This window comes from Enterobacter sp. GD03975, from assembly GCF_029838645.1.
In the GTDB taxonomy this organism is placed as follows: Bacteria; Pseudomonadota; Gammaproteobacteria; order Enterobacterales; family Enterobacteriaceae; genus Enterobacter; species Enterobacter quasihormaechei.
On the sequence record NZ_JAOBZC010000014.1, the window covers coordinates 38,097 to 61,034 of the forward strand.

Genomic DNA, 22,938 nt, shown 5'->3' on the forward strand with positions numbered 1-22,938 from the left:
GATGAAAGCCATTACGCTTACCCAGAGCCAGGCAAAAAGCCGGGTGATCACACCCGACGATATGGTTTCATGCAATCTTGCGTTTATTGATTGCAAGCTGCCCGGTTCGCATCTCAAACAAAACTATTCCTTCATCGGTCCGGGTGTAACCCAGTCCAGCGAGCAGGTTGTCAATATTCCCGAGCCGCACGGCTTTAACATTGGCGCGGCGGCAATGCCGAAAGGGGTAACCAATAACCTGCATCTGCATTTCACCGCCGAGGTGTTTCTGATCCATGAAGGGACATGGCGTTTTCGCTGGGGCGCCAACGGTGAGCACGAAGCTGAATTTAGCGCGCCTACCATCCTCTCAATACCGACCTGGATCTTCCGCGGTTTCACCAACGTCAGTAAAGAAGAGACCAGCGGTATGGTGTTTACCGTGCTCGGCGGGGACAACACGGGCGGGATCATCTGGCACCCTTCCGTGCTGGCGGCAGCAGGGGAATACGGAATGTATTTGAGCAAAGATAACATGCTGATTGCGCAGGAGGCTGGCGACCCGCAGCCTGATCCCGCAGCGCTGCTGACGCCGCTTTCAGAGGCCTATATTGCCGGGCTGCGCGACTACAGCGTTGAGGAGATGCGCCAGCGCGCGGTAACCGGCGATGACCGCTGCTGGTCAACACAGGGACTGCTGGATTCGGTGCTGCCGGGACACGGCGGCGAAATTGCGCCGGTCATCGGTTTTGGCATTTCACAGGATCGGGATTCCGCTCCCGCTATCGTGAGTCCGCACGGTTTTTCCGTCGAATGGCTGCGTCTTGCTGAGGATCACGTTGTGGGCCGACACCTGTGCCCGGATATTCAGGTCATCATGGTCTTTAAAGGCCAGCTGGAGGTCACATGGAACGAGGCGGGCGAAGAGGTGAGCGTTATCGCTCCGGAACGTTCGGTGATCTCCATTCCGGCAAACAGCTGGCGTCGCTATCGCGCCGTTGACGGCAATGCGGAGTGTATTCTGACTACCCGTGGCGATCGGCGTAAGCGCCTCTACTGGGACGAGGCGATCCTGCAACAGGCGAGAGAACACAATCGCTGTCTCGATCCCGATGGCTACGTGGCCGATGCCGACATCCTGCCCGCCACGGCCCGTCGGGCCGGTGCAATACTGGAGAAATGGCAGGCGGATGCCTGACTGGGTTTATTACCGTCATCACGATACTGGCGCAGATGGTTAACTGCGCCCATACTGCCCTCACCAGACCTTCTCCACGGTCAAACATTATCCGACCATCGCCTTCTCCAGAACGGTAATATTTTTCCCTGCAACGTTTTCCACCGTGAAATTATCGGCATACAGCAAAATGAGTTTCAGTCCTCTGCCGCTTTCAGCCAAAAGACAGCCGTCGAACGTCACGTCTTCACGCCCCGCCGCGAGACGTTCAGCAGGAAAGGCATCGCCATCGTCCGTAAAACGCAGCGTCGCGCCCGAGCGGGTAGCGATGAACTCCACGGTGAAGTAACGTTCCGGGTCCTCATGTAGCGCATGGCGAATAATATTGGTTGCCGTTTCACAGGCGGCGAGATCGAGCGCAAAGCGCCAGTCATCGCTGACGGACAGCGAAGCCATCTGACGTTCAAGCCACACCGCAAGCGGCGAGACTGAGCTTAACGAGGCGGGAAGCGTGATGTCGTTAGCCACGGTCAACTCACTGATTAAGCAGCGCAAGTGCCGTAGCGCGATCCGGACAAATGCGAAATATGCGATCCATACGGGTCAGGGTGAACATGTTGCGTATACCGGGGTTCAGCGCGCACAGCACCATGTCACCTTTACCGTTCATCATTTTGAGCAGCGATACAAGCGCGCCCAAACCGCTACTGTCGATGAAATCGATTTTGCTGAAGTCGACAATCAGGGCTTTACGATCCTCACCGAGCTCCCGGGTGACGGCATCTTTAAAGGCCGCCGCCACCGAGGCGTCAAGTCTTCGCACCGAGGGCGTCATGATATTCACGCCGGGATGCCTTTCTGTATCAATATTCATTGTCTTTCTCCAGTACGCTCAATAATTAACAGGGAAACATCGTCGGCCATTGCCCGGGGTTCCCGGCGTTCCCCACTGCGCCAGTGAACAAGGTGCTGCGCAAACTGCGGTAAGAGCTGTTCCAGCGCTAGCGTGGCATCACGCTGAAGCCGATGCTGCAATCGCGCCTGCCCATACTGTTCGTTATCAGGATTCTCACACTCGGTAATACCATCACTGAACAGGCAAAGTCGTTCGCCCGGTGCCAGCGAGAAGTTCACGTCTGTCCAGCTCAGATCCGGCATCAATCCTACCGGCGCGCCGCCTTCACCGACCGTCCTGATCTCGCCGCCAGGGTTCACAATAAAGGGAGTGGGATGCCCGGCCTGGCAAAGCTTGCCTTCACCTGTCGACAGGTCGATAACACCGTAAATCATGGTGAAATAGCTCATTATCTCCACCTCTTCGCTGCAAAAGCGACCGTTCAGGATCCGAACGACGTCCGCGGGAGAGGCAACATCGCTATCGTCCGCAAACAGAAAACGCTCCACCGCCCTGCCATGCAGAAACTGACGGGCCACGGCAAGCGACATCATCGCCGCGCCGACGCCGTGCCCGGATACATCCACGCAGTAGAATCCCAGGTGATTGTCCAGCGGGAAGACATTGAAAATATCGCCGGACACCCAGGCTGACGGCAGGAAAATCCAGTCGGCAAAATAATCCCGGTAGCGCAGCTGATGCGCGGGCAGAACCGACTGCTGGATCCGTGCCGCCACCTCCAGGTCTTGCTCTATCTGCCTTAGCGCCTCGCTGAGGCGCGCATTACGCGCAGCAAGCGTGGCTTCAAGGGACAAAACCCGTGCCCCCGCGTGCAGTCGCGCCCGCAGCTCACTCTGCTCGACCGGCTTATTGAGAAAATCATCCGCCCCGGCGTCAAACCCCACCGTCAGATCGCCCGGCTCTTCGCGCGCGGTAAGCAAAATTAAATAAACATAATGTCCAAACTGACGGCTGCGAACCTCCCGGCACAATATCAGGCCATCCATTTCCGGCATATCCCAGTCGCTAATCACCAGACTGACGGGCTGGTTTTCAAGGATCTCAAGCGCGGCGACGCCGTTCTCCGCCTCGTAGACGATGTACCCCCACTGCGTCAGCATTCGGCTGAGCAGGCGACGATAAACCAGCGAATCTTCAACTATCAGGACGTGCTGTGACACCCTACGCCCTCCTAAAGCGGTAAGAACCAGATGACGCTGACGGTGCCTTCCCGGAATTTGCCGCTGCCGCTCTGGTGGCCGGGGTAACGGGTGCCGGAATAGTTAGCGTACTGAACGGAAAATGAACCCGGCGTATAGCCCGCGTAGCCAAAGCTATAGCTATAGTCGCCGTTCCAGGGCTGTTGCTGGCTGCTGTCCGGGAACCAGAACGCCGTAGCGCGCACGAAGAAATGCTGCTTAAAGGTATAACCGCATCCGCCCAACACCACGTTCTTGTTTTTGCGGATATCGTTGCTGTCCAGATCGTAATAGCGCGGAACCCAGCTGTAGCCCACCTGGCAAATGATGGAGTCGCCTTTGTTGATCAGGAGCGTATTCTCCACGGGCTTCGGCAGTGAAAATTTATACGCCAGCGTCACGGCTCCCTGCTCAAAATAGGTGTGACGACGGGTTCCTGACGTCCAGAAGCGGTTATCCCCGTAATTGCTGTACACCAGGCTGACCGTGTTGGCATGCCAGTCGTCATAGCCAAAACTGTAACGAAAATCAGCCGTATAGCGGCTGGTGTCCGTCACCGGCAACCGCGATGTCACGTTGGCAAACCAGTAACTGTAGGGTGAGTATTGCAGGCTGAGATTGAGCGTCTGGTTGTATTTACGTTTCTGCTCCGCGCTGTCCGAGCTGTTCGGGATGGTCATCCACTGCTCTTTCAGTCCGGAACTAAAGCTCAGCGCGCCAGAGAAGACGTCTTCATTCCCCGAGAACAGGCGACCCCAGCGGCTGGTGAACACGCCAGCCTGCACCGGCTCGCCGTTCTTGTCACGTAGCGATTCCGCATCGTCCTTCGGCGCAGCCTCTGTGCCGGTGGCAACGCACAACAGCGCACAGGTCAGCAACAATTTATCCCGCATCTGCCCTTCCTTAGTTAGGTATCCAGCGCGCGGCGACGTTATATTTCGCCATCAGCCACAGCACGCCCAGCGTCACCGCGTGGATGAAGGTATTCACAACCCAGTCCTGGCGCCACAGATCGAACGTGACGAACTGGCTTACCAGGAATACGACGTAGACGTGCAAAATAAAGGTGTAAAGCGAATGCTGACCAAGCGGGATGAGAAACCAGCCCGCCAGGCGATACAGCGGCTGCCAGCACCAGGTCAGCAGCAGATAGACCGTCACCATCAGGCTGATATCGTTCACGACCCTGACGGGTCCAAGGCCATTTTTTGCCGCCCAGGTATGATAAAACGCGTTAAAGTTCTCGGGTGAAAGGCTGTGCATGAGCAGCGCGGGGGGCATAAACGGGTTGGTATGATTCTGGGCGATAAAGCCAAGCACCAGCGCAATCATTACCAGCGCCACGAGCACCACCTTACCGGCGGGGGTGCGGGCAAAAGAGATCAAATCTTCTTTGTACCAGCCGCTGCACATTCCCAGCACAAAAATGAACTGCCAGGCCAGCAGCGGAAACGCGAATTCAAACTGAGACGGCGTCACGCGCACCGGCCATATCTGCCAGCAACCGTAAACGAGCAACGATAACCCCAGCAGCCAGTAGACGTATCCTCTCTGGAGCATTCCCAAAAACAGGGGACTTAACAGCAGAAGAAAAATATAGAGCCCCAGGATTTGCGTTTGATGAGGACCAATTTGCAGGTAGAGGACAATGTTAAACCAGGTTTCTTTAATTTGCGGTGTCACCGGATACAATGCCCAGGTTGTACCTGAGTAACGATCGGTAAAATGGGTAACCTCAAAAACGTTAATAAACGGAAGATACCCTAACAGCAAAAATGAAAGAATAATGATGATATTTACGCGATATATTTTCCATGCGCGCAGATATAACCCCCAGGATATCGTCAACAATACCGCTTTTTGCAATCTGGCACGGTTTAACATTCCCAGCATAAATCCGGAAAGGATCACAAACCCTTCAGCACCGGTGACCAGACCAAACCTTTCCCAGGTGAATATATTAAATATCGACATCACTTCCGTGTGCGCCACCACCATCATTACTAACGCGATACCGCGCATAAAATCTATACGTAAATCACGTTTATCCGACAGGACGTAACGCCATGCTGTTGGTTTTTCAGTATCTTTTCTTATAAGCACAGGCGCAATCTGGCTCATGGGGCGTCGCGTTCTCCATGCTAAAAAGTTTCTTGTATTTTATTTAGATAGCGTAAAGAAAAGCATCTGGCAATTTTTGACAACGCTTACGATATTATTAAGCGTAGTTAACGATTATTTAAGCATGCCTGAAAGATCGGTTTTTTACGCCTCTGGAATTATTTTATCCACCATCTACACTTACTTTACTTTTTGTTTTAGCGGACGTTATTTTCTGTTTTGCGCTCCCTGTCGGTAACGGGTCAGTTATTAATAGCCATCGTGGAATCAGGATATCCTTCTCTATGGATTTTTATTTTTCCCGTTTTGAACATCGCCAGCCGCCTGAACCGCTTAAGACACCGCGCTGGGTAATGCTAACATGGCAGGTATTAGCGGTTGCCGCGCTGATTTTAGGCGCTAATTATCTTTACTGGCGCTGGACAGCCTCCTTAAATACCGATGCGCTGTGGTATGCCATTCCGCTGGTATTGGCGGAAACGCTGGCCTGGATCGGCACTGTGCTGTTCACCATTAACCTGTGGAAAGAGGACGATCCGCCGCAAAACTCACCCCCGGTTGAGATCAATGACTGCCTGCGCCCCGAAGACGCGGAAGCATCCAGACCCCTGAAGGTCGATCTCTTTATCGCAACCTATTCAGAAGACGTGGAGCTGGTCAGGCTTTCTATTCGGGACGCCATGAAGATGGTCTACCCGGTTCCGCTGGACTATAAAGTGCACGTGCTTGACGACGGTCGACGGCCAGAAATGAAAGCCGTCTGCGATCAGGAAGGTGCCAACTACATCTCCCGCCAGACCAATATTGGCTTCAAGGCCGGTAATTTGCGAAACGGTCTTGAGCAAACTGACGGAGATTTCCTGATCATTTGCGATGCCGATACCCGGGTCTTCCCCACCCTGCTCAGCCACACGCTGGGCTACTTTCGCGATCCTGACGTCGCCTGGGTCCAGACGCCGCAGTGGTTTTTCGACCTGCCGGAAGGGGAAAACCTGGCGCGCTGGCTTGGGCGAAAAGCGGGCAAACCGGGATACGGTTTGGGATGGCTTGCGCAGAAGTTCATCGGGACGGTGACCATTGGCCGTGACCCCTTTTTTAACGATCCGCGCATGTTTTATGACGTGATTTTACGCCGGCGAAACTGGGCCAACGCCGCTTTCTGCTGCGGTGCGGCCTCTGTACACAGGCGCGAAGCGGTAATGCAGGCCGCGCTGCGCAGCTATGTCTGGACGGTGGAAGAGGAGGTTGAGCGGCACACGCGGGATATACGCGATCCCGTCATGCGTGAAACCCTTCAGGATGCCATGCGCCCTCACGTGGCTTTCGACACAGAGCTCACGCCCTATAAGTTTCACGTTTCGGAAGATATTTATACCTCCATCCTGCTCCACGGCGATGCCGCCCGCCGCTGGCGCTCGGTGATGCACCCGCGGATCGAATCGAAAATGCTCTCTCCGCAGGACATGCTGACGTGGATGATCCAACGCTTCAAATACGCCGCGGGTTCACTGGATATTTTGTTCCACGACAATATTTTTAGCCGCCGCCGTTTTAAGCTTTCTCTGCCGCAGACCCTGATGTATGCCACCACCTTCTGGTCCTATCTGGCCTGCGTGTGGAACACCATTTTCCTGATATCGCCCATTGTTTACCTGTTTACCGGCATTCCGCCTGTTTCAGCCTGGTCAGAGCCCTTTTATCTTCATTTTTTACCCTTTTTCATCATGTCGGAGCTGGCCTTTATGTTCGGCACCTGGGGGATTTCAGCCTGGGACGGCAGAGCGTCATATCTCTCCTTTTTCTCAATGAACCTGCGTGCGCTCGATACGGTACTGCGCGGTGAGCAGATCAAATTCCACGTCACGCCGAAAGAGCGGCAGACGGGCAGGTTTCTCTATCTGGTGAAACCGCAAATCGCCATCGTCGTGCTCACCCTGGCCGGGCTGATTTGGGGCGGGATTCAGGTCGCTCGCGGGCAGGTTGACGATCCCTCCGGCTACGTCATTAACATCTTCTGGGGTGCAGTCAACATTGCCGCCATGTTGCCGCTGATCTTCGCCGCCATGTGGACCCCAGCTGAAGAAGAGGTGAGCGAATGAGAAAACGCGACGCGCTTTTGTCAGCCCGCAGCTACCTCACGATCCTGCTCGGCTTTCTGCTGGGATTCGCCATCGTCGTCTGGGTTGAAAAACAGATGCCAACACGCGTTGAAGGCAGCGCGGGGATGTCGCTGAGTAACGATTTCCCGCCCCTGCCCGCTCCGCGTGAGCTGACATTCGAAGAGGCCATCTGGGGGCGGGTAGCCTGGCAGTATTATGTGAACAATACGCAGCCGAATGGTCTGGCCAATGCGCACGACGGCGAGCCCTGGCTCAGCCTGTGGAGCACCGGCAGCTATCTGTTTGCCGCTGTAGCCGCCAGGCAGCTCAGCATTCTTACTCCCGACGAATTTGATGAACGCATCACGGCTGCACTGGCTGCTCTCACCCGTCTTCCGCTCAACCCGCAGGGGCTGCCCGCCGCCTATTACCATGCTGACACGCTGGAAGCCCTGGGGAAACCGGACGCCTCGGCTATCGGCTTGGGCCGCCTGCTTAACGCCCTGCAAACGTTGCTGTGGCGCTACCCCCAGCATGCCGCCGACGTGCGCAATCTTTTAGATCGCTGGAAGTTGGGCGCCCTGATTGCCCACAACACCAGCAGCCAGGCCGCGGTCCCGCTCCACCACTGGGCGCTGGCGACGGACGAGCCGCGAAACAGCTTCGGCTATCGCCTGTATGCCAGCCATACGCTTCGGCTGATCGACAGCGCGGCGGGGCTGGCGGTGACGAACCCGCCGGAAGGGCAGCAGATGATCGACATCGACGGAATAATGGTGCCTGATGAAGGGCTACGCACCCCGTGGGGTCGGCAGCCTTCGCTTATCAGCCTTCCCTATTTATTAACGGGCCTTGAGCTGGGTTTCGACGCGCAGAGCGCCGAAATTGCCTGGCGCATAATGCAAATCCAGCAGCGACGTCACGGCCTGCGGGTCCGCAAGCCGCCGATCAGCACAGATTACGCCGAGCCCGCGCCGGATTACGTCAACGATCTGCCCGATCGCCAGCCGCTGCAAAATAGCGCTCTGCTTGACGCCACGCCGGAGCAAACGGCGATAACCTCGACCCGCACCGCCTTTGCCTGGTACGCCCTGTTCCGCAACGGCTGGAGCGAAGCGCTGCGCCAGCAGGTGCAGAAGCTACAGGTGCCGGGTAAGGGCTGGCAGCGCGGGCTTAACCTTAACATCAGCGTGAACGAGATCGTTGACGCCGATACCAATGCGGTCGTCCTTGAGAGCCTGGCGTACATTGCTCACGGTCAGATGCTTTGTCTGGCCTGCCCTGGCCCCGCCACTCCCCCCACATCTTCAGCAGGAGCGAAGCCATGAAGCTGAAATCAATACTCTTTTTTCCTCTTCTGGCCGGGCTTGTAGCAGGCTGGCTCTCACTCTCTGCGGCCCAGGCAGCGACCAGCCTTCCCGCCTCAGATTACCCGCCGCGTAGCGGGGAACTCACGCCTCGGGAGATGACCATTGCCAAAAACGCCTGGCAATATTTCATTGTGAACTACCAGCCCACTACCGGGCTGGTGAATGCCGTCAATAAATTTCCCTCAACCACCATGTGGGACAGCGCCTCCTATATGGCCGCGATGACGGCCGCAAGGGAGCTGGGGATTATTGATAAAGCCGAATTCGATCGCAGAATGCTGAAATTACTCGCCACCCTGAACAAACTGGATTTGTTCCGCAACGAACTGCCCAACAAAGCCTATAACACCATCACCGCCCAGAAGGTTAACTACCAGAACAAACCTGGCGAGATTGGCTTCTCGGCGCTGGACATCGGCAGGATGCTGATCTGGCTGAAGGTCATTAAGGAGCGCTATCCGGAATACAGCAACAGCATTGATAACGTGATGCTGGGATGGAATTTCACCAACGTCATCAACCCCTGCGGGATGATGTACGGCGCCTACCTGGAAAATGGCCAGCCAAAGTACGTGCAGGAAGGGCGGCTGGGCTATGAAGAGTACGGTGCTGCGGGCTTTGCGCTGTGGGGCTTTGGCACCTGTCAGTCGAGCCAGCCCCAGCCCTACGAGCTGGCTGAGATCTACTGCGTCATGGTGCCCTATGACTCGCGCGATCCGCGCCTCACCAGCCAGCATAACTACGTCGTCACCGAATCCTATGTGCTTTACGGCCTGGAATTTGGTTTCGACAAGCCGACGGACAGGGAGAACAGCCCACGCGATTACTCTCATCCGTGGATGAAAAACTTTGCCGACAGGGTTTACCAGGCTCAGGAGAATCGCTACGCCATCACCGGTATTTTATCCGCTCGCTCTGAGCATCAACTCGATAAGTCCCCCTACTTTGTCTACGACACCGTTTTTAGCGACGGCTTCAACTGGAACACCATTACCGATAAAGGCGTGTACGTTCCCAACACGGCCGCCGTCTCGCTGAAAGCGGCGCTCGGGATGTGGGTTCTCTGGAATTCGCCTTATACCGACCGCCTGCTGGACGCCATTGAAAACGCCAACGAGGCAGACAAAGGATACTACGAAGGGCTGTACGAAAACGGCGACGGCCCCATCAAAGAGTTCACCGCCAATAACAACGGGATCATGCTTGAAGCCCTGTTGTTCAAGAAAGAGGGCAAGCTGTTGCAGTTCAACAGCGATAATCCCAAAGATCGCCACTTCGCCCCTTCCCTGTGGGAGAAAAAGCTGGTGGACCTCTTTGAACCCAATAATGCCTCGCGCAACCGCCCGTTCCTGAACAGTACGCCAGCGGTGAAGACATGGTGTGAACAGACCGGAACCACCCTGCGCACCAAACCCGGTTGCCAGGCCTGTCAGTGTGCCACCTGTAATACGGACGAGCCTGTAAAACTGCCGCCGGTGACCGCACAATGCTTAAGACCTTAGCCCGCGGGCTGGCTGCCGCCGTCCTCATTCTTATTATCGCCTTCGTCCTGTTCCGCCAGGAGGGCGCAGGGTGGCGCTGGCTGACCAAAGGTGGCTGGCACACCACCGCACGCGTCAGTAGCCTGACGCCTCAGGAGCGGGAGTGGGCGCGTATCGCCTGGCGCTATTTTGACAATAATACCCAGCCTCAGACAGGGCTGGTCAACGGCAGCGATAAACAGCCGCGCGTTACGCTGTGGCAAATGGGCGATACGCTTATCGCCCTGCTGGCTGCCCGCGAGCTTGATCTTATCCAGGCGGACGAATTCGACGCCCGGCTGACGCGCCTGCTCGGAACCCTCAATCGTCTGACGTTGACCGAAACCCGCACCCCCGGAAGGCTCTATTCCAGCCGAACGGCGTCGCCCATCGATTTCACAGGAAAACCGGCCCCGCGCGGCTGGTCGGCAAAAGATATGGCCCGTCTGATGCTGGCGCTGCGGCTCGCAGCCGAGCGTGCCCCTGAGTACCGTGAATATCTGGATAAAATCATCCTGCGCTGGAATTTCTGTCCGGTGTTGGACAAGGACGGGGAGCTGTGGTCTGCGTCCGTGCAAAACGGGCAGCCGGTGGTGCGCGACGAGCTGCGGCTGGGTGAAAGCGAATATGCCGCCAGCGCGTTTCGGCTGTGGGGATTTTCATCGGATAAGGCATTCTCTCCGCCTTCTCAGAACATCATTCTGTACCAGCGTAGCCTCGCCGTTGACGCGCGCGATCCCAGAACGACCTGGCAGCCGTCGCTGCTCTCCACCCTCCCCGCCATGCTGCCGGGGCTGGAGTTTGGCTGGCAACCGCCCGGCGTGACGTCCGATATTCATAAAACGCTGCGCGCGCGGGCCGAAGCCGTATGGCTTAGCCAGAAAACGCGCTGGGAGCGTGAGCGCGCGCTCACCGCACGCGCCGATTTTTACCTCTCTCAGGCCCCCTGGCACGTAGAAGACACCGTCTGGGGAAATGGCTATGCCTGGAACACCCTGGGCGACGACGGAAAAAGCTATCCCCGCCTGGCACAGGTGAGCACGAAGGCCGTCTTTGTGCTCTGGGCGCTGTGGGAGACCGATTACACTGACGCGTTGATGGCCGTTACCCGGCACCTGAATAATCCGAAACAGGGCTGGTTTGAGGGCCGCGTTGAGGCAACCGGCGACATCAACCCGACGCTCACCCTCTCGACGAACGCCATGGTGCTGGAAGCGCTGCTGTACAAACACAACGCCGGGCCGCTGTTTGAAAATGGCCTGGTGGAAAACGATGGCTATTTTGCCCGCCGCACGTCGGATCCCTTCAACCCGCCCGGCCTCTGCCTGCCGGGCGAACGCGCCGCGAGGGCCGCACCATGAAATTTTATCGCGATCTCTTTGACGCCAGCCTGAACCGCGTTCTGCCGGAGAATGATAAACGGCGCTTTTTGCAGGCTTTCTGGGAGACGTTTATCCATATGTCCCCCGAAACGGAGCAGCATTTTGCCCGGGGCCAGGGGCGGGATGGCCAGCAAACGATCTTCAAGTGCTTTTTCGCCATGCTTGCCGTTGACGGTGCGCTCTTCGTGCCGGATTTTCTGGAACGTCTGGCACGGGAGCAGACTGATGAAGGGTTACGCCTGCCGCCGCGATTTTTCGGACTCTGGCGGGAGGCCATGCTCAGGACGGTGCGCGCCTGCGATCCCCTTTGCGACGACGAGATCCTTACGGCCTGGGCGATGGCGATTGCGCCCGGGCTGGAGTATCTGCGCCGCCAGGCGGAGTTGCACTATCAGACCGGAGGCGAGTAACCATGCGATCCACATCCCGGTTCGATCTCAACGCGCTGCCTGTAGGGGTAATGATTTACGATCCCGCCGAGCGTCTGCTGGCCTGGAATGACCAGATAACGCGCTTTTACCCGGTCATCACCCCCTGGCTGAGCGCCGGTGCTTCGCTTGAAAGCCTGGCGGAGAAATTCATTGATGCAGGCTATAACATCGACCCCACCCGCCGCCGAACCCTGCGGGAAGCGATCGTTCGCAACTGCCGCCAGTCAAGCCATCGTGAGGTGCGGCAGTCGGGAAACCGGCGGCTCTACGTGCAGCATCAGCGTCTTGCGGATGGCGGCATTCTCAGCCTGCATACCGATATTACCGAACTTGACGACGCCCAGCGTTCGCGCCACCAGCTGCACGATGATTTTTTACTGACCGCAGAGTCCATTCAGATCGGCATCTGGAACTGGCAGGTCTCTCAAGACAGCCTGGAGGTAAACGATACCCTGCTGGCGATGGTGGGTCAGTCGCGTACGCACCTGCACTACCCGCTGCGCTTTTTACTTAACCTGGTCCATGAAGAAGATCGCGCCGTGCTGCGCAACGCGATGATCGCCTCCAGACAGGAGCATATGCCGGTATTTGAATGTGAAATTCGCGTACAGCACGCGTCCCAGGTCTGGCGCTGGATGCTGATCTCGGGGCAGGTGGTCACCCTCAGCATGCAGCAGCAGGCCGAACGGGTGATCGGCACCCTACAGGACATTACCCGCCGCAAGGAGGCCGAGCTGCTGGCCATTGAAGCGGCGAAAGTCGCCCGGGAGGCCAACGAGGCGAAAAGTGCATTTCTGGCGAACATGAGCCACGAAATTCGCACCCCGATGAACGGCATTCTGGGCATGACACAGCTCTGCCTCGATACGCATCTCAACCCCGAACAGCGGGAATACCTGTCTCTGGTGATGAGTTCAGCGCAGTCACTGATGCATATCATCAATGACATTCTCGATTTCTCCCGCATTGAGTCAGGTAAGATGACCGTCGATACAGAGCCGCTGGAGATCCGTCCCTTTGTGCAGTCGCTGATCCGCCCGCACATGCCCGCCGCCAGCGAAAAGGGCATCGAACTGCTGGTGGATATCGCACCTGAAGTGCCGGACGTGCTCATCGTTGATGGTCCCCGGCTACGTCAAATTCTGACTAACCTTTTGGGCAACGCGCTGAAGTTCACCCCTCAGGGTGAGGTTATGCTGGCAATAGAGCCTGCACAACGTGAAGGTCAGTGGCGTTTTCGCCTTCGCGACAGCGGCATTGGCATCCCGGTGGAGAAACAAAAAGCCATTTTCGAGGCGTTTAGCCAGGCCGATAGCTCAACCACCCGCCGCTACGGCGGTACTGGCCTCGGGCTGACCATTTCAGCCCGTCTGGTGAGCCTGATGGGCGGAGAGCTGACGGTTCAGAGCGAGCCGGGGGCAGGCAGCGAATTTGCGTTTACTCTGCCGCTGGAGAGCCAGCTGGCTGCTTCCACTCCCGGTGCTCCTGTAGCCCGCTTTAACGGCGAATCGGTCCTGGTGGTCGACGACAACAGCACCAACCTGCGACTGCTGGACACGATGCTTCGCCAGATGGGTCTGACGCCAAGCTGTGTTAACAACGCAGGGGAAGCGTTAAGCCTGATCGCAAAAGGGGGATGCTGGCCGCTGATCCTGCTGGATGCGCAGATGCCGGATATGGACGGCGTATCGCTGGCCCTTGAGCTCTCCGTTATGCCGCAGGCCGGGCAAAGCCACATCATTATGCTCAGTTCCATGAGCCGTCATTTTGACGCCAACATGCTGAAGCGCATCGGGATCGCCCATTATCTGCATAAGCCGGTTGCCCAACGTGAACTTTATCAAACCATTGCCAGCGTCCTTGCGCCCGCCCCCCTTGCCTCCCCCGCGGCTGTGCCCGCTTCTGCGCCCGTTACGGCGCAGGCCAGTCTGCGTATCCTGCTGGCTGAGGACAACCTGGTGAATCAGAAAGTGGCCAGACGCCTGCTGGAGCAGCTCGGGCACCGTTGCGAAGTGGTATCCAATGGCCGGGAGGCCCTCGAACGCTGGCGTGAACAGCCGTGGGATTTGATGCTGGTTGACCTGCAAATGCCAGAAATGGACGGTGAAACGGCCATTCGCCTGCTTCGTGAAGAAACGCTCGCGCGGGGGCGTAACCATCAGCCCACCATCGCGATGACCGCCCATGCCATGCAGGGCGACAAGGCGCGCTGTCTGGCAATGGGCTTCGACGGCTATATTGCCAAGCCGGTAAGTCAGGAGGCGCTCAGGGAGGAGATAGCCCGTGTTGTCGCCGGAGAAGAAAAGGGTCTGCCGGATGAGGCACAGCTGTTAAAACAGTGCGCGGACGATCCTGAACTGGTTAATGAGCTGCTGGCGCTGTTCGGCAACGGTCTTGACGAGGCGGTGGCAGCCATAGCGCTGAACATTGCGCATGATGACCGCGAGGCCCTGCGGCGGGCCGCTCATAAGCTTCGCGGCGAAGCCGTCACCCTCGGTTTCATTCGTCTTTCAGAAGTGCTTCAGCAAATGGAGAGTCAGGCGGTCTCGCTGAACCAGACGGGGCTGAGCGTTTTACATGGCGAGCTTATCGAGGAGGCCAGACGCTCTGCGGCCTGGCTGCGCCGCAGAGCTCAGGAGGTTAAAGATGATCAGGCTTCTTCTGCTGCTGGCAATTAGCCCTCTGCTGGCCCAGGCCAGCCAGCCCGTCACCTGGTCACTGGCCGGAATGTGGCGCGTGCATGACGCCAACCTCAGCACCTTTGATGGCGCCAGCGCGCCTGACCGCGACTGGCGATCGATTGCGGTTCCGGCCAACTGGTACAGCGCCGGATACGATCATCAGGGTGCCCTCTGGTATCGGCACGAATTTACCCTGCCCCGGCGCGCGCCCGATACCATGGCCACCCTGGTCTTTGATGGCGTGGACTATTTTGCCGACGTCACGCTCAACGGCAGGCATCTTGCCCGTCACGAGGGGTATTTCCAGCGCTTCTCCGTAGACATAAGCGATGCTTTGCAGCGACACAATAAGCTCGCCGTGCGGGTGGACAGCCCCTGGGAAGATCCGAAAACAATCTGGCCGCTGCACAAAACGATGGTTAAAGGCGTACTTAATCAGCACGATACTCGCCCTGGCGGGGCGTGGGCAGAGAATGGCCAGGACGCCAACTCAGGTGGGATTTGGGCACCGGTGAAGCTACACCTGAGTCGCGCCGTGACTATCGACGAGGTGATCCTGCGTCCGGACTGGCGTGAAGGGCTGAAAAAACCAGCGCTGCACGCCGAGATCCGCTATCGGGCGTTGTCTGCCGGTGACGTCACGCTGCGCCTGTCAGCAACCCCTGATAATTTCATCGGCGAGCGCACAGAGCAGGCGTTTTCGGTTCAGATTGCGAAAACGGACGGTAAGCCGCGGTCGCTCAGCGTCACGCTGCCCGTAAAAGACGCGAAGCTCTGGTGGCCAGTGGGCTATGGCAGGCCAAATCTCTACCGGGTGCGTGCGACCCTGGCGGACGAACAGGGGGTGATGGATACCGCGGTGACCCGAACCGGGCTGCGCAAGATGGAGGAGCAGCCGGACAACAGAGGCTGGCTGATCAATGACAGGCGCCTGTTTATCAAGGGGAGCAACTACATCGGTTCCCCCTGGCTTAGCACCATGACGCGCAAGAAATATCGCCGCGACTTCAGGCTGGTGCAGGCGATGAACGCCAATGCGATACGCGTTCACGCGCATGTGGCAGGCCGGGCGCTTTACGATGTGGCTGACGAGATGGGGCTGATGATCTGGCAGGATGTCCCCCTGCAATGGGGTTACAACAACAGCGACGCCTTTGCGGACAATGCCGCGCGGCAGACCCGCGAGATGGTTGAACAATTTGGCAATTCCCCGGCCATTATCGTCTGGGGCGGTCATAACGAGCCGCCGTGGAATTCACCGTGGATGGAAAAACGCTTCCCCGACTGGAATAAAACCCTGAACCAGAACCTGACGAAACGCGTGGGAGACGCGCTTGCGCAAGACACCTCGCGCATTGTGCATCGTTTTTCCGCGGTGGAAGAACACTACTGGGCTGGCTGGTACTTTGGCACCATGCGCGATTTGCTCGGCCCCGCCAAAACCGCAATCATCACGGAGTTTGGCGCTCAGGCGCTACCGCGACTCTCAACCCTGAAAACCATCATTCCCGCCCGCCTGATGTGGCCGAAAAGCACCGCCGCCGACGATCCCGGCTGGACGCACTGGAAATACCATAACTTCCAGCCCTTCCAGACCTTTAAATTTGCCAATATTCCGCGGGGTAATACCATTCAGGAGATGATTGCCAACACCCAGCGTTACCAGGCGGAGCTGGTGGCAATGGCGGCAGAGAGCTATCGCCGGCAGCGCTATCAGCCGGTTACCGCCCTCTTCCACTTTATGTTTGTAGAAACCTGGCCCTCCATCAACTGGGGCGTCGTGGATTATCTGCGTAAGCCGAAAGCGGGCTACTACGCGCTGCAAAAAGCCTATCAGCCCATTCTGCCGTCGATTGAACCCGTGACGGCGGTGTGGCGTCAGGGGAACGAAGCAACGGTTCGCCTGTGGGCAATCAATGACACCTGGTCCGCCTGTGAGGCGTGTCGTCTGAAGTGGCAGGTGAAGCAACATGGTCGGGTGCTGGCTAAAGGCAATACAACCCTTACGCTTCCCCCCGATTCGGGCAGCAGGATCAAGGACATCACCGTCACACCGACCACCAGGCATAACGTTACCATTGAGTATGTGATTTCGGATCGCGCCGGTAAAACCGTGGGTTCCAACCAGCGCATTGAGAGGGTGGAAAGCCCTCCTGAGCCATAAATGCTGGCTACCCGACGCTGTTATTGTTACCCGCCATGCCAGCCTGCATTTTCAGCATGTTAACGAACCAGCGCCCGGCCGGGCCGGGCGGATGTTCTTCCAGGTGCACCGCCTGCATGGAAAAACCGGTCCCGACGTCGGGCTGCATCTGCACGTTCAGCGTAACCAGTTTTCCCGCTGCGAGATCTTCCTCGACCATTGGCAGCGGCATATAGCCCCACCCCAGTCCGGCACGCAGGAAGGCGTGCTTCGCGCCCATATCCGCCAAATGCCAGGTCTTCGACGACATGACGCCAAAGCTTCGGCCCACGGTGAGAGCGGAGCGATCGGTCAGCACCAGTTGGACGTGTTCCTGTAAGAGTGAACGAAGGATCGGGCCAGACGCGGTCGCCAGCGGATGCTCAGGGGAGACAACGGCCACCGCAGGCACGCTGAGAAGGAATTCTGAGGTACATCCCGCCGGAAGATGCGGCAGCGATCCGGTTATCGCCACCCGGCAGTGACCGTCCAGCAAAGGCTGGAGCACCGCCCCCAGCGCCTCCACATACAAACGCAGCGGCGTGTCAGGAAATGCCTGATGAAACGCCTGCACCGCAGCGGTGAGCTGTGCAACGGGAAACATCACGTCGACGGACACCACCAGCTCAGGCTCAAGTCCTTCCGCTAAGGTGCGCGCCTTAGCCTTAAAGGCATCCATCCCGGCAGCGGCAAGACGTGCCGCTTCCAGCATGGCGACGCCCGCCTCCGTCAGTTTCGGATAGCGCCCGGAACGATCGAATAATGGAAACCCGACCTGCGCCTCAAGATTGGCCAGCGTCGCGCTGACAACCGACTGCGCGCGCCGCAGCCTGCGCCCGGCGGCGGAAAAACTGCCCTCATCAACGGCGGCAATAAAGGTGCGCAGTTGATCAACAGACATACCGTCCAGCATGTATCGCTCCAGCAGATGGATTCCATCTAATTATATAGGCTATTCAGATAGGTTAAAGATTACTACTCTCTGTGCATGTTCACTACGCATCATTGAAGGATATTCAGCATGAAAACAACAACGGTAGGCATTATCGGCGCTGGCGCAATCGGGCAAGCCTTTGCAGGACAGCTGGTTAAAGCGGGCATAAACGCTATTCTGAGTAACAGCCGCGGGCCGGAAAGCCTGGCTGCGGTGGTCGATAGACTGGGACACGGGGCGCGCGCCGGCACCGTACATCAGGCCGCTGACGCCGATATCGTTTTTGTCAGCACAAACTGGGACAAAACCGAAGCCGCGTTAAGGGGTATTCACTGGGATGGGCGTATCCTGATTGACGCGACCAACCCGGTCATACTGCCAGGCTTTACGCTGGCTGAACTGGGCGGGAAAAACTCGAGCCAGGTTGTGACCCAGTGGGCGCCGGGTGCACGCGTCGTGAAAGCCTTTAATACCCTGCTTGCAGGGGTGCTGGCTCAGGATCCGGCGCAGGCGGGTGGTCGTCGTGTCGTCTTTCTCTCCGGAGACCATCCAGACGCGAAGGCGGACGTCAGCGCGCTGGCAGCGCAGCTCGGTTTCGCAACTATCGATTTAGGCAGCCTGGAGGTCGGCGGTACGCTTCAGCAATTCCCCGGCGGGCCTCTTCCGGCGGTAAACCTGGTGCAACTGGCATAACGAAAGGCACGATAAACATGACGCAGCGTACTTCCGCAGAGACGTTTGAAGAGTACCTTCCCGGCGAACTGCTCAGGGAGCATAGGGCGCAATCCTCCCGGGATGTCTTCGTGCAAATTCTGGCGCGAAGGCACGTTCAGGAAAACGTCATTATTCCGGCGGTACCGGAGCCTTTTATCGTCTGGATCCTTTCAGGTAATGCCGTCGTTGAGGAGCGCTCTCCCGGGGAAGCGTGGTTATCAAACCGCGTTGCCGCAGGTGATTTTTTTCTCACGACGGCGGACTACCCAAGCGAAATGCGCTGGCGCGCCGAGCCAGAGACACCGTTCGTCGTCATGCATGTTTACATCGGCGTGGCCATGATGCAGGAGTGTGAATTGCGGGAGGTTTCGGGCGCGCGCGACGAAACGCTGTCCGTCCTGCTGGAGCAGATACGCCGCGAGCTGTATTTGCAAAATCCACCAAGTGGCCCGTTTATTCAGGGGATTGCACAGGCGCTGGCGGTACACCTTATTCGCACCTACGGCACCCGTGCGAAACGACACCGCGGGGGCTTGCAGGCATTTAAACTGCACCGGGTCTTCACGGCAATGCGTGACGGGTTAGCCCAGCCGTTTGACCTGGCACGGCTGGCTAAGCTGTCCGATCTGAGCGAATACCATTTTAGCCGCGCCTTTAAACAGTCTACCGGGCTTTCGCCTTCCCACTATTTTATCCGACTACGCATGGAGGAAGCGCGGCGCATGCTGTCGGAATCCACTGATTCCATTATCAATATTGCCCTGAACGTGGGTTACACCAGCCCCAGCCACTTTGCAGCCGTCTTCCTCAGGCATAACGGCGTGACGCCCTCGCACTATCGCAAGACGATGGTTCGTAGCAAAAGCCCGACAGTTTGAGCAAAAGCCCGCGCGAAGCCAGCGCCTGAAAAATCCATTATTGAACCGTACTTCAGACGTTCTTTCTGAAGCGTTGAAATTAACTCTCAAGAGGATCACCTATGGAACTCAAAGGTAAAGTCGCGCTCATCACCGGTGCTTCAAGCGGAATTGGCGCCGCCACGGCCAAAAAATTAGCGCAACAGGGCGTCAGGGTGGGTCTCGCCGCCCGCCGTCTGGATCGCCTTCAGGCGCTGGTGTCTGACATTGAGGCTGCTGGCGGTGAAGCCATAGCGCTGGCGATGGATGTCACTGACCCGGCCTCGGTGAATGAAGGGGTGGCGGCACTGCACAAACGCTATGGGCATATTGATATCGCCTTCAATAACGCCGGGCTGATGCCGATTTCGGATATCGCCAGCCTCCGGGTTGACGAGTGGCACCGTATGGTAGACGTCAACGTAAAAGGCCTGTTTAACACCGTGGCGGCCGTGCTGCCGATTATGCAGTCGCAGCGGTCCGGGCATATCATCAATACCTCGTCGATCGCCGGGCGTAAAACCTTCCCCGGGCTTGGCGTGTACTGCGCGACGAAGCATGCCGTTGCCGCCTTCTCGGATATTTTGCGTATGGAGCTGGCGCCGCAGTTCAACATTCGCGTCACCTCGCTTCAGCCGGGTGCCGTTGAAAGTGAATTATTCGAGCATATCAGTGACGAAAATTATCGTGCACAGATGGAACAGCTGAAGGAGAAGATGACGTTCCTGAAAGCCGATGATATCGCCGACTCGATTCTTTACGTGTTGCAGGCACCGGAACATGTGGACGTGGCAGAGCTGTTTATTATGCCGACCGAACAGCCGTGGTAAGAGGGTGAAGCGGGTCAGGCTTATGCCTGACCCGCTACGTTAGTTTGCGGATGCCGTAGGTCTGATGGTGATTTCGGTGGTATCGACACTCTCAGGCGCCTCGATGATGTGGCGCACGGCGCGGGCGATATCAGCCGGTTTGAGGGCAATAGCCCGGTACGCATCCATCACCGCCATGGTTTCTTCGTGCGTAATGGTCGAGGCCAGTTCGCTTTCCACTACCCCAGGGTTAACGCAGGTCACGCGGATGTTCGAACTTTCCTGACGTAAACCATCGGAAATGGCCCGGACCGCAAATTTGGTCGCACAATAAACAGCGGCCGTGGGCACAACTGACAAGGCACCGATCGAGCCAATATTAATGATCTGCCCCGAGTTCTGGGCTTCCATAATTGGCAGAACCGCGCCAATTCCCCACAGTACGCCCTTGATATTCACGTCAATGGTGCGTTCCCACTCATCCTGCTTGCCTGCGGAAAGCGGAGAGAGGGGCATAATGCCCGCGTTGTTAATCAGTACGTCAATGCGGCCCCACTTTTCCCGTGCTGCCTGAACGAAGGCAGCCATCGACTGGCGGCGGGTTACGTCTAATTCCCGAGCCTCTGCCTCCCCTCCTGCGCTGCGGATTTCTTCAGCCAGCGCGTGGATGCGATCCAGCCTGCGTGCGCCGAGGAATACTTTTGCGCCTGCCTTGCCCAGCTCTCTGGCAATACCTTCTCCAATACCGCTGGAGGCACCGGTAATTAAGATCACTTTGTTCATGTTTTACTCCTTCAGTTGAGTTCAAAGCAATCATAGAGTCTCACCATTGTTTCTTGTATCCTGCCTTTACTGGACTCACTGGTTAGCACTGTTAAACAATGAAAATTGATCTTAATTTGTTACCGCTTTTTCTGGCGGTCGCCGAGGAGCGCAGCTTCAGCGCGGCCGCCGGGCGGCTGGGCATCACCCGTTCCGCTGTCAGCCAGGGGATAAGGCGTCTCGAAGATGGGTTTCAGACCCTGCTGGTGATGCGCACCACGCGCTCGGTAAGCCTTACCGAAGCGGGTGAACGGTTGCATAAATCGTTGCAGGGACCCATCGCCAACATTGAAGCGGCCTTTGATGATGTCACGTCAGACAGCACACCGCGCGGACAGCTCAGGATCGCGGTCACCTCAATTGCGGAAGCGTTTCTTTCTGGCCCCCTGCTCGCCTCGTTTACGGCAGCGCATCCTGCGGTATCGCTTGATGTCTTCGTATCAGATGAGGAATTCGATATCGTGGCGGCGGGCTATGACGCAGGGGTGAGGCTGGGCGAAGTTATCGAAAAAGACATGATCGCCGTTCCCCTTACGGGCCAGCAGCGTGAACGGGTGGTGGCTTCACCTTCCTATCTGGCGACGCACAGCGCACCGGCGCATCCCCGAGAGCTGGTCGCTCATCGGTGTATCGGCTGGCGCCCTTCCCCGGACGTTGCCCCCTATCGCTGGGAATTTGAAGAAGCAGGCGTCCCTTTCGATGTGGCCATTGAACCACAAATCACCACTAACGATCTGCGTCTTATGCTCAGTCTCGCACTGGCCGGCGGTGGAATTACCTTTGCCACGGAGGATACCTTCGCGCCTTACATTGAATCAGGACAGCTGGTTTCTTTACTGGATGCGTTTCTTCCGTCTTTTCCTGGCTTCTATCTCTATTTTCCCCAACGCCACAATATGGCCCCCAAGCTCAGAGCCCTGATCGAGCACATCCGCCAGTGGCGCCAGCTCCCCGCCACGCAACCTGCTCAGCGATAAACGGTTCCAACCCTGGATGCAGATTTTCCTCAATCTACCGCGTCCCTTTGATGAGCATCAACGACAGCACAGCGCTACCATGGAAAATGACAAAGGACACGATGGGCAGGACTTTACACAAGGATGGAACCGTAAAAATGCACAGACCAATGGTCGTTATCCTCTTTATTCTTTTGACATTAGCCGCCCTCGTGGAAATCGGCCTAATTTCTTTCGGCTAAAACCGGTTACTTCTGAAAGGCCACATTTGTGGCCATTTATTTATTAAACATGAGAAGAAATCACTTTATTTTTTGAGTAGCAGGAATTAAAGGCCCTATAAAAATATATTTTATAAATGAGATAATTTTAAATATATCATACACCAGATAATTTACCCTAACTTAAACCGCAATTAAGCAGCAATTAAACCTAACCAAAATTATATATATATCGCACATTTTAATTATTATTATCGCCCTGCCAGCCCCGTTTTAAGGGTTGCACCTTTTACGCCAAAACCCTTTCACCACGCGCCCTTGTAGCGAACGAAATATATTCATGCTATCAATTAATTTCCCCTGCAATAACCGCGCTGGGTTTACGAACGCTTAATTTGCATATTCAGACATTTATAGCTATATCATTTTCATAACGAAATAAATCAATACCTGCACAAATAATAAGGCTTATAAATCGCAAATATATAAATAAACAACAGTTTCCTGACTAAATAATTAGCTTTGCCCTGAGGTTGCCACTTTTAATCCT

At 56.8% G+C, this 22,938-nt stretch carries 19 protein-coding genes; 12 read left to right on the forward strand and 7 right to left on the reverse strand.

Annotation, left to right across the window (positions count from 1 at the left end):
* Position 1: 1 nt before the first annotated feature.
* Complete coding sequence (locus tag N5C09_RS18430) at positions 2 to 1,177, forward strand: cupin (RefSeq protein WP_279749650.1); 1,176 nt, start codon at positions 2 to 4, stop codon at positions 1,175 to 1,177.
* Positions 1,178 to 1,264: 87 nt separating this feature from the next.
* On the opposite strand, the gene N5C09_RS18435 is transcribed toward N5C09_RS18430, so the two are convergent.
* The 5 genes from N5C09_RS18435 to opgC are packed head-to-tail and all read right to left on the reverse strand — an operon-like array spanning position 1,265 to position 5,371.
* Positions 1,265 to 1,684 carry an ATP-binding protein gene (locus N5C09_RS18435; RefSeq protein ID WP_279749617.1) on the reverse strand — a complete coding sequence of 140 codons (420 nt, stop codon included), beginning with the start codon at positions 1,682 to 1,684 and terminating at the stop codon, positions 1,265 to 1,267.
* A gap of 7 nt (positions 1,685 to 1,691) precedes the next feature.
* On the reverse strand, positions 1,692 to 2,030 hold the full coding sequence (locus N5C09_RS18440; RefSeq protein ID WP_112792914.1) for an STAS domain-containing protein: 339 nt from the start codon (positions 2,028 to 2,030) through the stop codon (positions 1,692 to 1,694).
* On the reverse strand, positions 2,027 to 3,232 hold the full coding sequence (locus N5C09_RS18445; RefSeq protein WP_279749618.1) for a SpoIIE family protein phosphatase: 1,206 nt from the start codon (positions 3,230 to 3,232) through the stop codon (positions 2,027 to 2,029). The genes N5C09_RS18440 and N5C09_RS18445 overlap by 4 nt, the downstream gene beginning before the upstream one ends.
* 11 nt (positions 3,233 to 3,243) lie before the next feature.
* Complete coding sequence (locus N5C09_RS18450) at positions 3,244 to 4,143, reverse strand: hypothetical protein (protein WP_193527754.1); 900 nt, start codon at positions 4,141 to 4,143, stop codon at positions 3,244 to 3,246.
* 10 nt (positions 4,144 to 4,153) lie between these two features.
* The gene (gene opgC / locus N5C09_RS18455; protein WP_193034839.1) at positions 4,154 to 5,371 is read right to left on the reverse strand and encodes an OpgC domain-containing protein; all 1,218 of its coding nucleotides are present in this window, start codon (positions 5,369 to 5,371) and stop codon (positions 4,154 to 4,156) included.
* A 284-nt stretch (positions 5,372 to 5,655) separates the two neighbouring features.
* Between opgC and N5C09_RS18460 the strand changes: the two genes are divergently transcribed.
* The 7 genes from N5C09_RS18460 to N5C09_RS18490 are packed head-to-tail and all read left to right on the forward strand — an operon-like array spanning position 5,656 to position 17,018.
* Positions 5,656 to 7,470, forward strand: a complete 1,815-nt coding sequence (locus N5C09_RS18460; protein ID WP_279749619.1) for a glycosyltransferase — start codon at positions 5,656 to 5,658, stop codon at positions 7,468 to 7,470.
* Complete coding sequence (locus N5C09_RS18465) at positions 7,467 to 8,798, forward strand: DUF3131 domain-containing protein (RefSeq protein ID WP_279749620.1); 1,332 nt, start codon at positions 7,467 to 7,469, stop codon at positions 8,796 to 8,798. Before N5C09_RS18460 ends, N5C09_RS18465 begins: the two co-directional genes overlap by 4 nt.
* A complete protein-coding gene (locus tag N5C09_RS18470) occupies positions 8,795 to 10,342 on the forward strand; it encodes a DUF3131 domain-containing protein (protein ID WP_279749621.1) in 1,548 nt (515 codons plus the stop codon). The genes N5C09_RS18465 and N5C09_RS18470 overlap by 4 nt, the downstream gene beginning before the upstream one ends.
* Positions 10,327 to 11,721 (forward strand): DUF3131 domain-containing protein, encoded by a 1,395-nt coding sequence (locus tag N5C09_RS18475; protein WP_279749622.1) that lies wholly within the window; start codon positions 10,327 to 10,329, stop codon positions 11,719 to 11,721. Before N5C09_RS18470 ends, N5C09_RS18475 begins: the two co-directional genes overlap by 16 nt.
* Positions 11,718 to 12,152 (forward strand): globin, encoded by a 435-nt coding sequence (locus N5C09_RS18480; protein WP_279749623.1) that lies wholly within the window; start codon positions 11,718 to 11,720, stop codon positions 12,150 to 12,152. Before N5C09_RS18475 ends, N5C09_RS18480 begins: the two co-directional genes overlap by 4 nt.
* A 2-nt stretch (positions 12,153 to 12,154) precedes the next feature.
* On the forward strand, positions 12,155 to 14,851 hold the full coding sequence (locus tag N5C09_RS18485) for a response regulator (protein WP_279749624.1): 2,697 nt from the start codon (positions 12,155 to 12,157) through the stop codon (positions 14,849 to 14,851).
* Positions 14,820 to 17,018: a sugar-binding domain-containing protein gene (locus N5C09_RS18490; protein ID WP_279749625.1), complete on the forward strand. Its 2,199-nt coding sequence runs from the start codon at positions 14,820 to 14,822 to the stop codon at positions 17,016 to 17,018. Before N5C09_RS18485 ends, N5C09_RS18490 begins: the two co-directional genes overlap by 32 nt.
* Before the next feature lie 7 nt (positions 17,019 to 17,025).
* Here the strand turns inward: N5C09_RS18490 and N5C09_RS18495 are convergent, their stop codons facing one another.
* Positions 17,026 to 17,937, reverse strand: a complete 912-nt coding sequence (locus N5C09_RS18495) for a LysR family transcriptional regulator (protein ID WP_347881079.1) — start codon at positions 17,935 to 17,937, stop codon at positions 17,026 to 17,028.
* 120 nt (positions 17,938 to 18,057) lie between these two features.
* Between N5C09_RS18495 and N5C09_RS18500 the strand changes: the two genes are divergently transcribed.
* The 3 genes from N5C09_RS18500 to N5C09_RS18510 all read left to right on the forward strand — a co-directional run bounded on the left by N5C09_RS18500 (position 18,058) and on the right by N5C09_RS18510 (position 20,410).
* Positions 18,058 to 18,663: an NAD(P)-binding domain-containing protein gene (locus N5C09_RS18500; RefSeq protein ID WP_063865309.1), complete on the forward strand. Its 606-nt coding sequence runs from the start codon at positions 18,058 to 18,060 to the stop codon at positions 18,661 to 18,663.
* A 17-nt stretch (positions 18,664 to 18,680) separates the two neighbouring features.
* The gene (locus tag N5C09_RS18505; protein ID WP_279749627.1) at positions 18,681 to 19,562 is read left to right on the forward strand and encodes a helix-turn-helix domain-containing protein; all 882 of its coding nucleotides are present in this window, start codon (positions 18,681 to 18,683) and stop codon (positions 19,560 to 19,562) included.
* 101 nt (positions 19,563 to 19,663) lie between these two features.
* Complete coding sequence (locus N5C09_RS18510; protein ID WP_063865311.1) at positions 19,664 to 20,410, forward strand: SDR family oxidoreductase; 747 nt, start codon at positions 19,664 to 19,666, stop codon at positions 20,408 to 20,410.
* 39 nt (positions 20,411 to 20,449) lie between these two features.
* Here the strand turns inward: N5C09_RS18510 and N5C09_RS18515 are convergent, their stop codons facing one another.
* A complete protein-coding gene (locus N5C09_RS18515) occupies positions 20,450 to 21,172 on the reverse strand; it encodes an SDR family oxidoreductase (RefSeq protein WP_279749628.1) in 723 nt (240 codons plus the stop codon).
* 98 nt (positions 21,173 to 21,270) lie between these two features.
* Between N5C09_RS18515 and N5C09_RS18520 the strand changes: the two genes are divergently transcribed.
* Positions 21,271 to 22,188: a LysR family transcriptional regulator gene (locus tag N5C09_RS18520; RefSeq protein WP_279749629.1), complete on the forward strand. Its 918-nt coding sequence runs from the start codon at positions 21,271 to 21,273 to the stop codon at positions 22,186 to 22,188.
* Positions 22,189 to 22,938: the final 750 nt, after the last annotated feature.

What these genes read in the sequence shown, in the direction of transcription:
- N5C09_RS18430 (WP_279749650.1), top strand. Translation starts at nt 2, where the DNA reads ATGAAAGCCATTACGCTTACCCAGAGCCAGGCAAAAAGCCGGGTGATC.
- N5C09_RS18440 (WP_112792914.1), bottom strand. Translation starts at nt 2,030, where the DNA reads ATGAATATTGATACAGAAAGGCATCCCGGCGTGAATATCATGACGCCC.
- N5C09_RS18450 (WP_193527754.1), bottom strand. Translation starts at nt 4,143, where the DNA reads ATGCGGGATAAATTGTTGCTGACCTGTGCGCTGTTGTGCGTTGCCACC.
- opgC (WP_193034839.1), bottom strand. Translation starts at nt 5,371, where the DNA reads ATGAGCCAGATTGCGCCTGTGCTTATAAGAAAAGATACTGAAAAACCA.
- N5C09_RS18460 (WP_279749619.1), top strand. Translation starts at nt 5,656, where the DNA reads ATGGATTTTTATTTTTCCCGTTTTGAACATCGCCAGCCGCCTGAACCG.
- N5C09_RS18465 (WP_279749620.1), top strand. Translation starts at nt 7,467, where the DNA reads ATGAGAAAACGCGACGCGCTTTTGTCAGCCCGCAGCTACCTCACGATC.
- N5C09_RS18470 (WP_279749621.1), top strand. Translation starts at nt 8,795, where the DNA reads ATGAAGCTGAAATCAATACTCTTTTTTCCTCTTCTGGCCGGGCTTGTA.
- N5C09_RS18475 (WP_279749622.1), top strand. Translation starts at nt 10,327, where the DNA reads ATGCTTAAGACCTTAGCCCGCGGGCTGGCTGCCGCCGTCCTCATTCTT.
- N5C09_RS18480 (WP_279749623.1), top strand. Translation starts at nt 11,718, where the DNA reads ATGAAATTTTATCGCGATCTCTTTGACGCCAGCCTGAACCGCGTTCTG.
- N5C09_RS18485 (WP_279749624.1), top strand. Translation starts at nt 12,155, where the DNA reads ATGCGATCCACATCCCGGTTCGATCTCAACGCGCTGCCTGTAGGGGTA.
- N5C09_RS18490 (WP_279749625.1), top strand. Translation starts at nt 14,820, where the DNA reads ATGATCAGGCTTCTTCTGCTGCTGGCAATTAGCCCTCTGCTGGCCCAG.
- N5C09_RS18495 (WP_347881079.1), bottom strand. Translation starts at nt 17,937, where the DNA reads ATGTCTGTTGATCAACTGCGCACCTTTATTGCCGCCGTTGATGAGGGC.
- N5C09_RS18500 (WP_063865309.1), top strand. Translation starts at nt 18,058, where the DNA reads ATGAAAACAACAACGGTAGGCATTATCGGCGCTGGCGCAATCGGGCAA.
- N5C09_RS18505 (WP_279749627.1), top strand. Translation starts at nt 18,681, where the DNA reads ATGACGCAGCGTACTTCCGCAGAGACGTTTGAAGAGTACCTTCCCGGC.
- N5C09_RS18510 (WP_063865311.1), top strand. Translation starts at nt 19,664, where the DNA reads ATGGAACTCAAAGGTAAAGTCGCGCTCATCACCGGTGCTTCAAGCGGA.
- N5C09_RS18515 (WP_279749628.1), bottom strand. Translation starts at nt 21,172, where the DNA reads ATGAACAAAGTGATCTTAATTACCGGTGCCTCCAGCGGTATTGGAGAA.
- N5C09_RS18520 (WP_279749629.1), top strand. Translation starts at nt 21,271, where the DNA reads ATGAAAATTGATCTTAATTTGTTACCGCTTTTTCTGGCGGTCGCCGAG.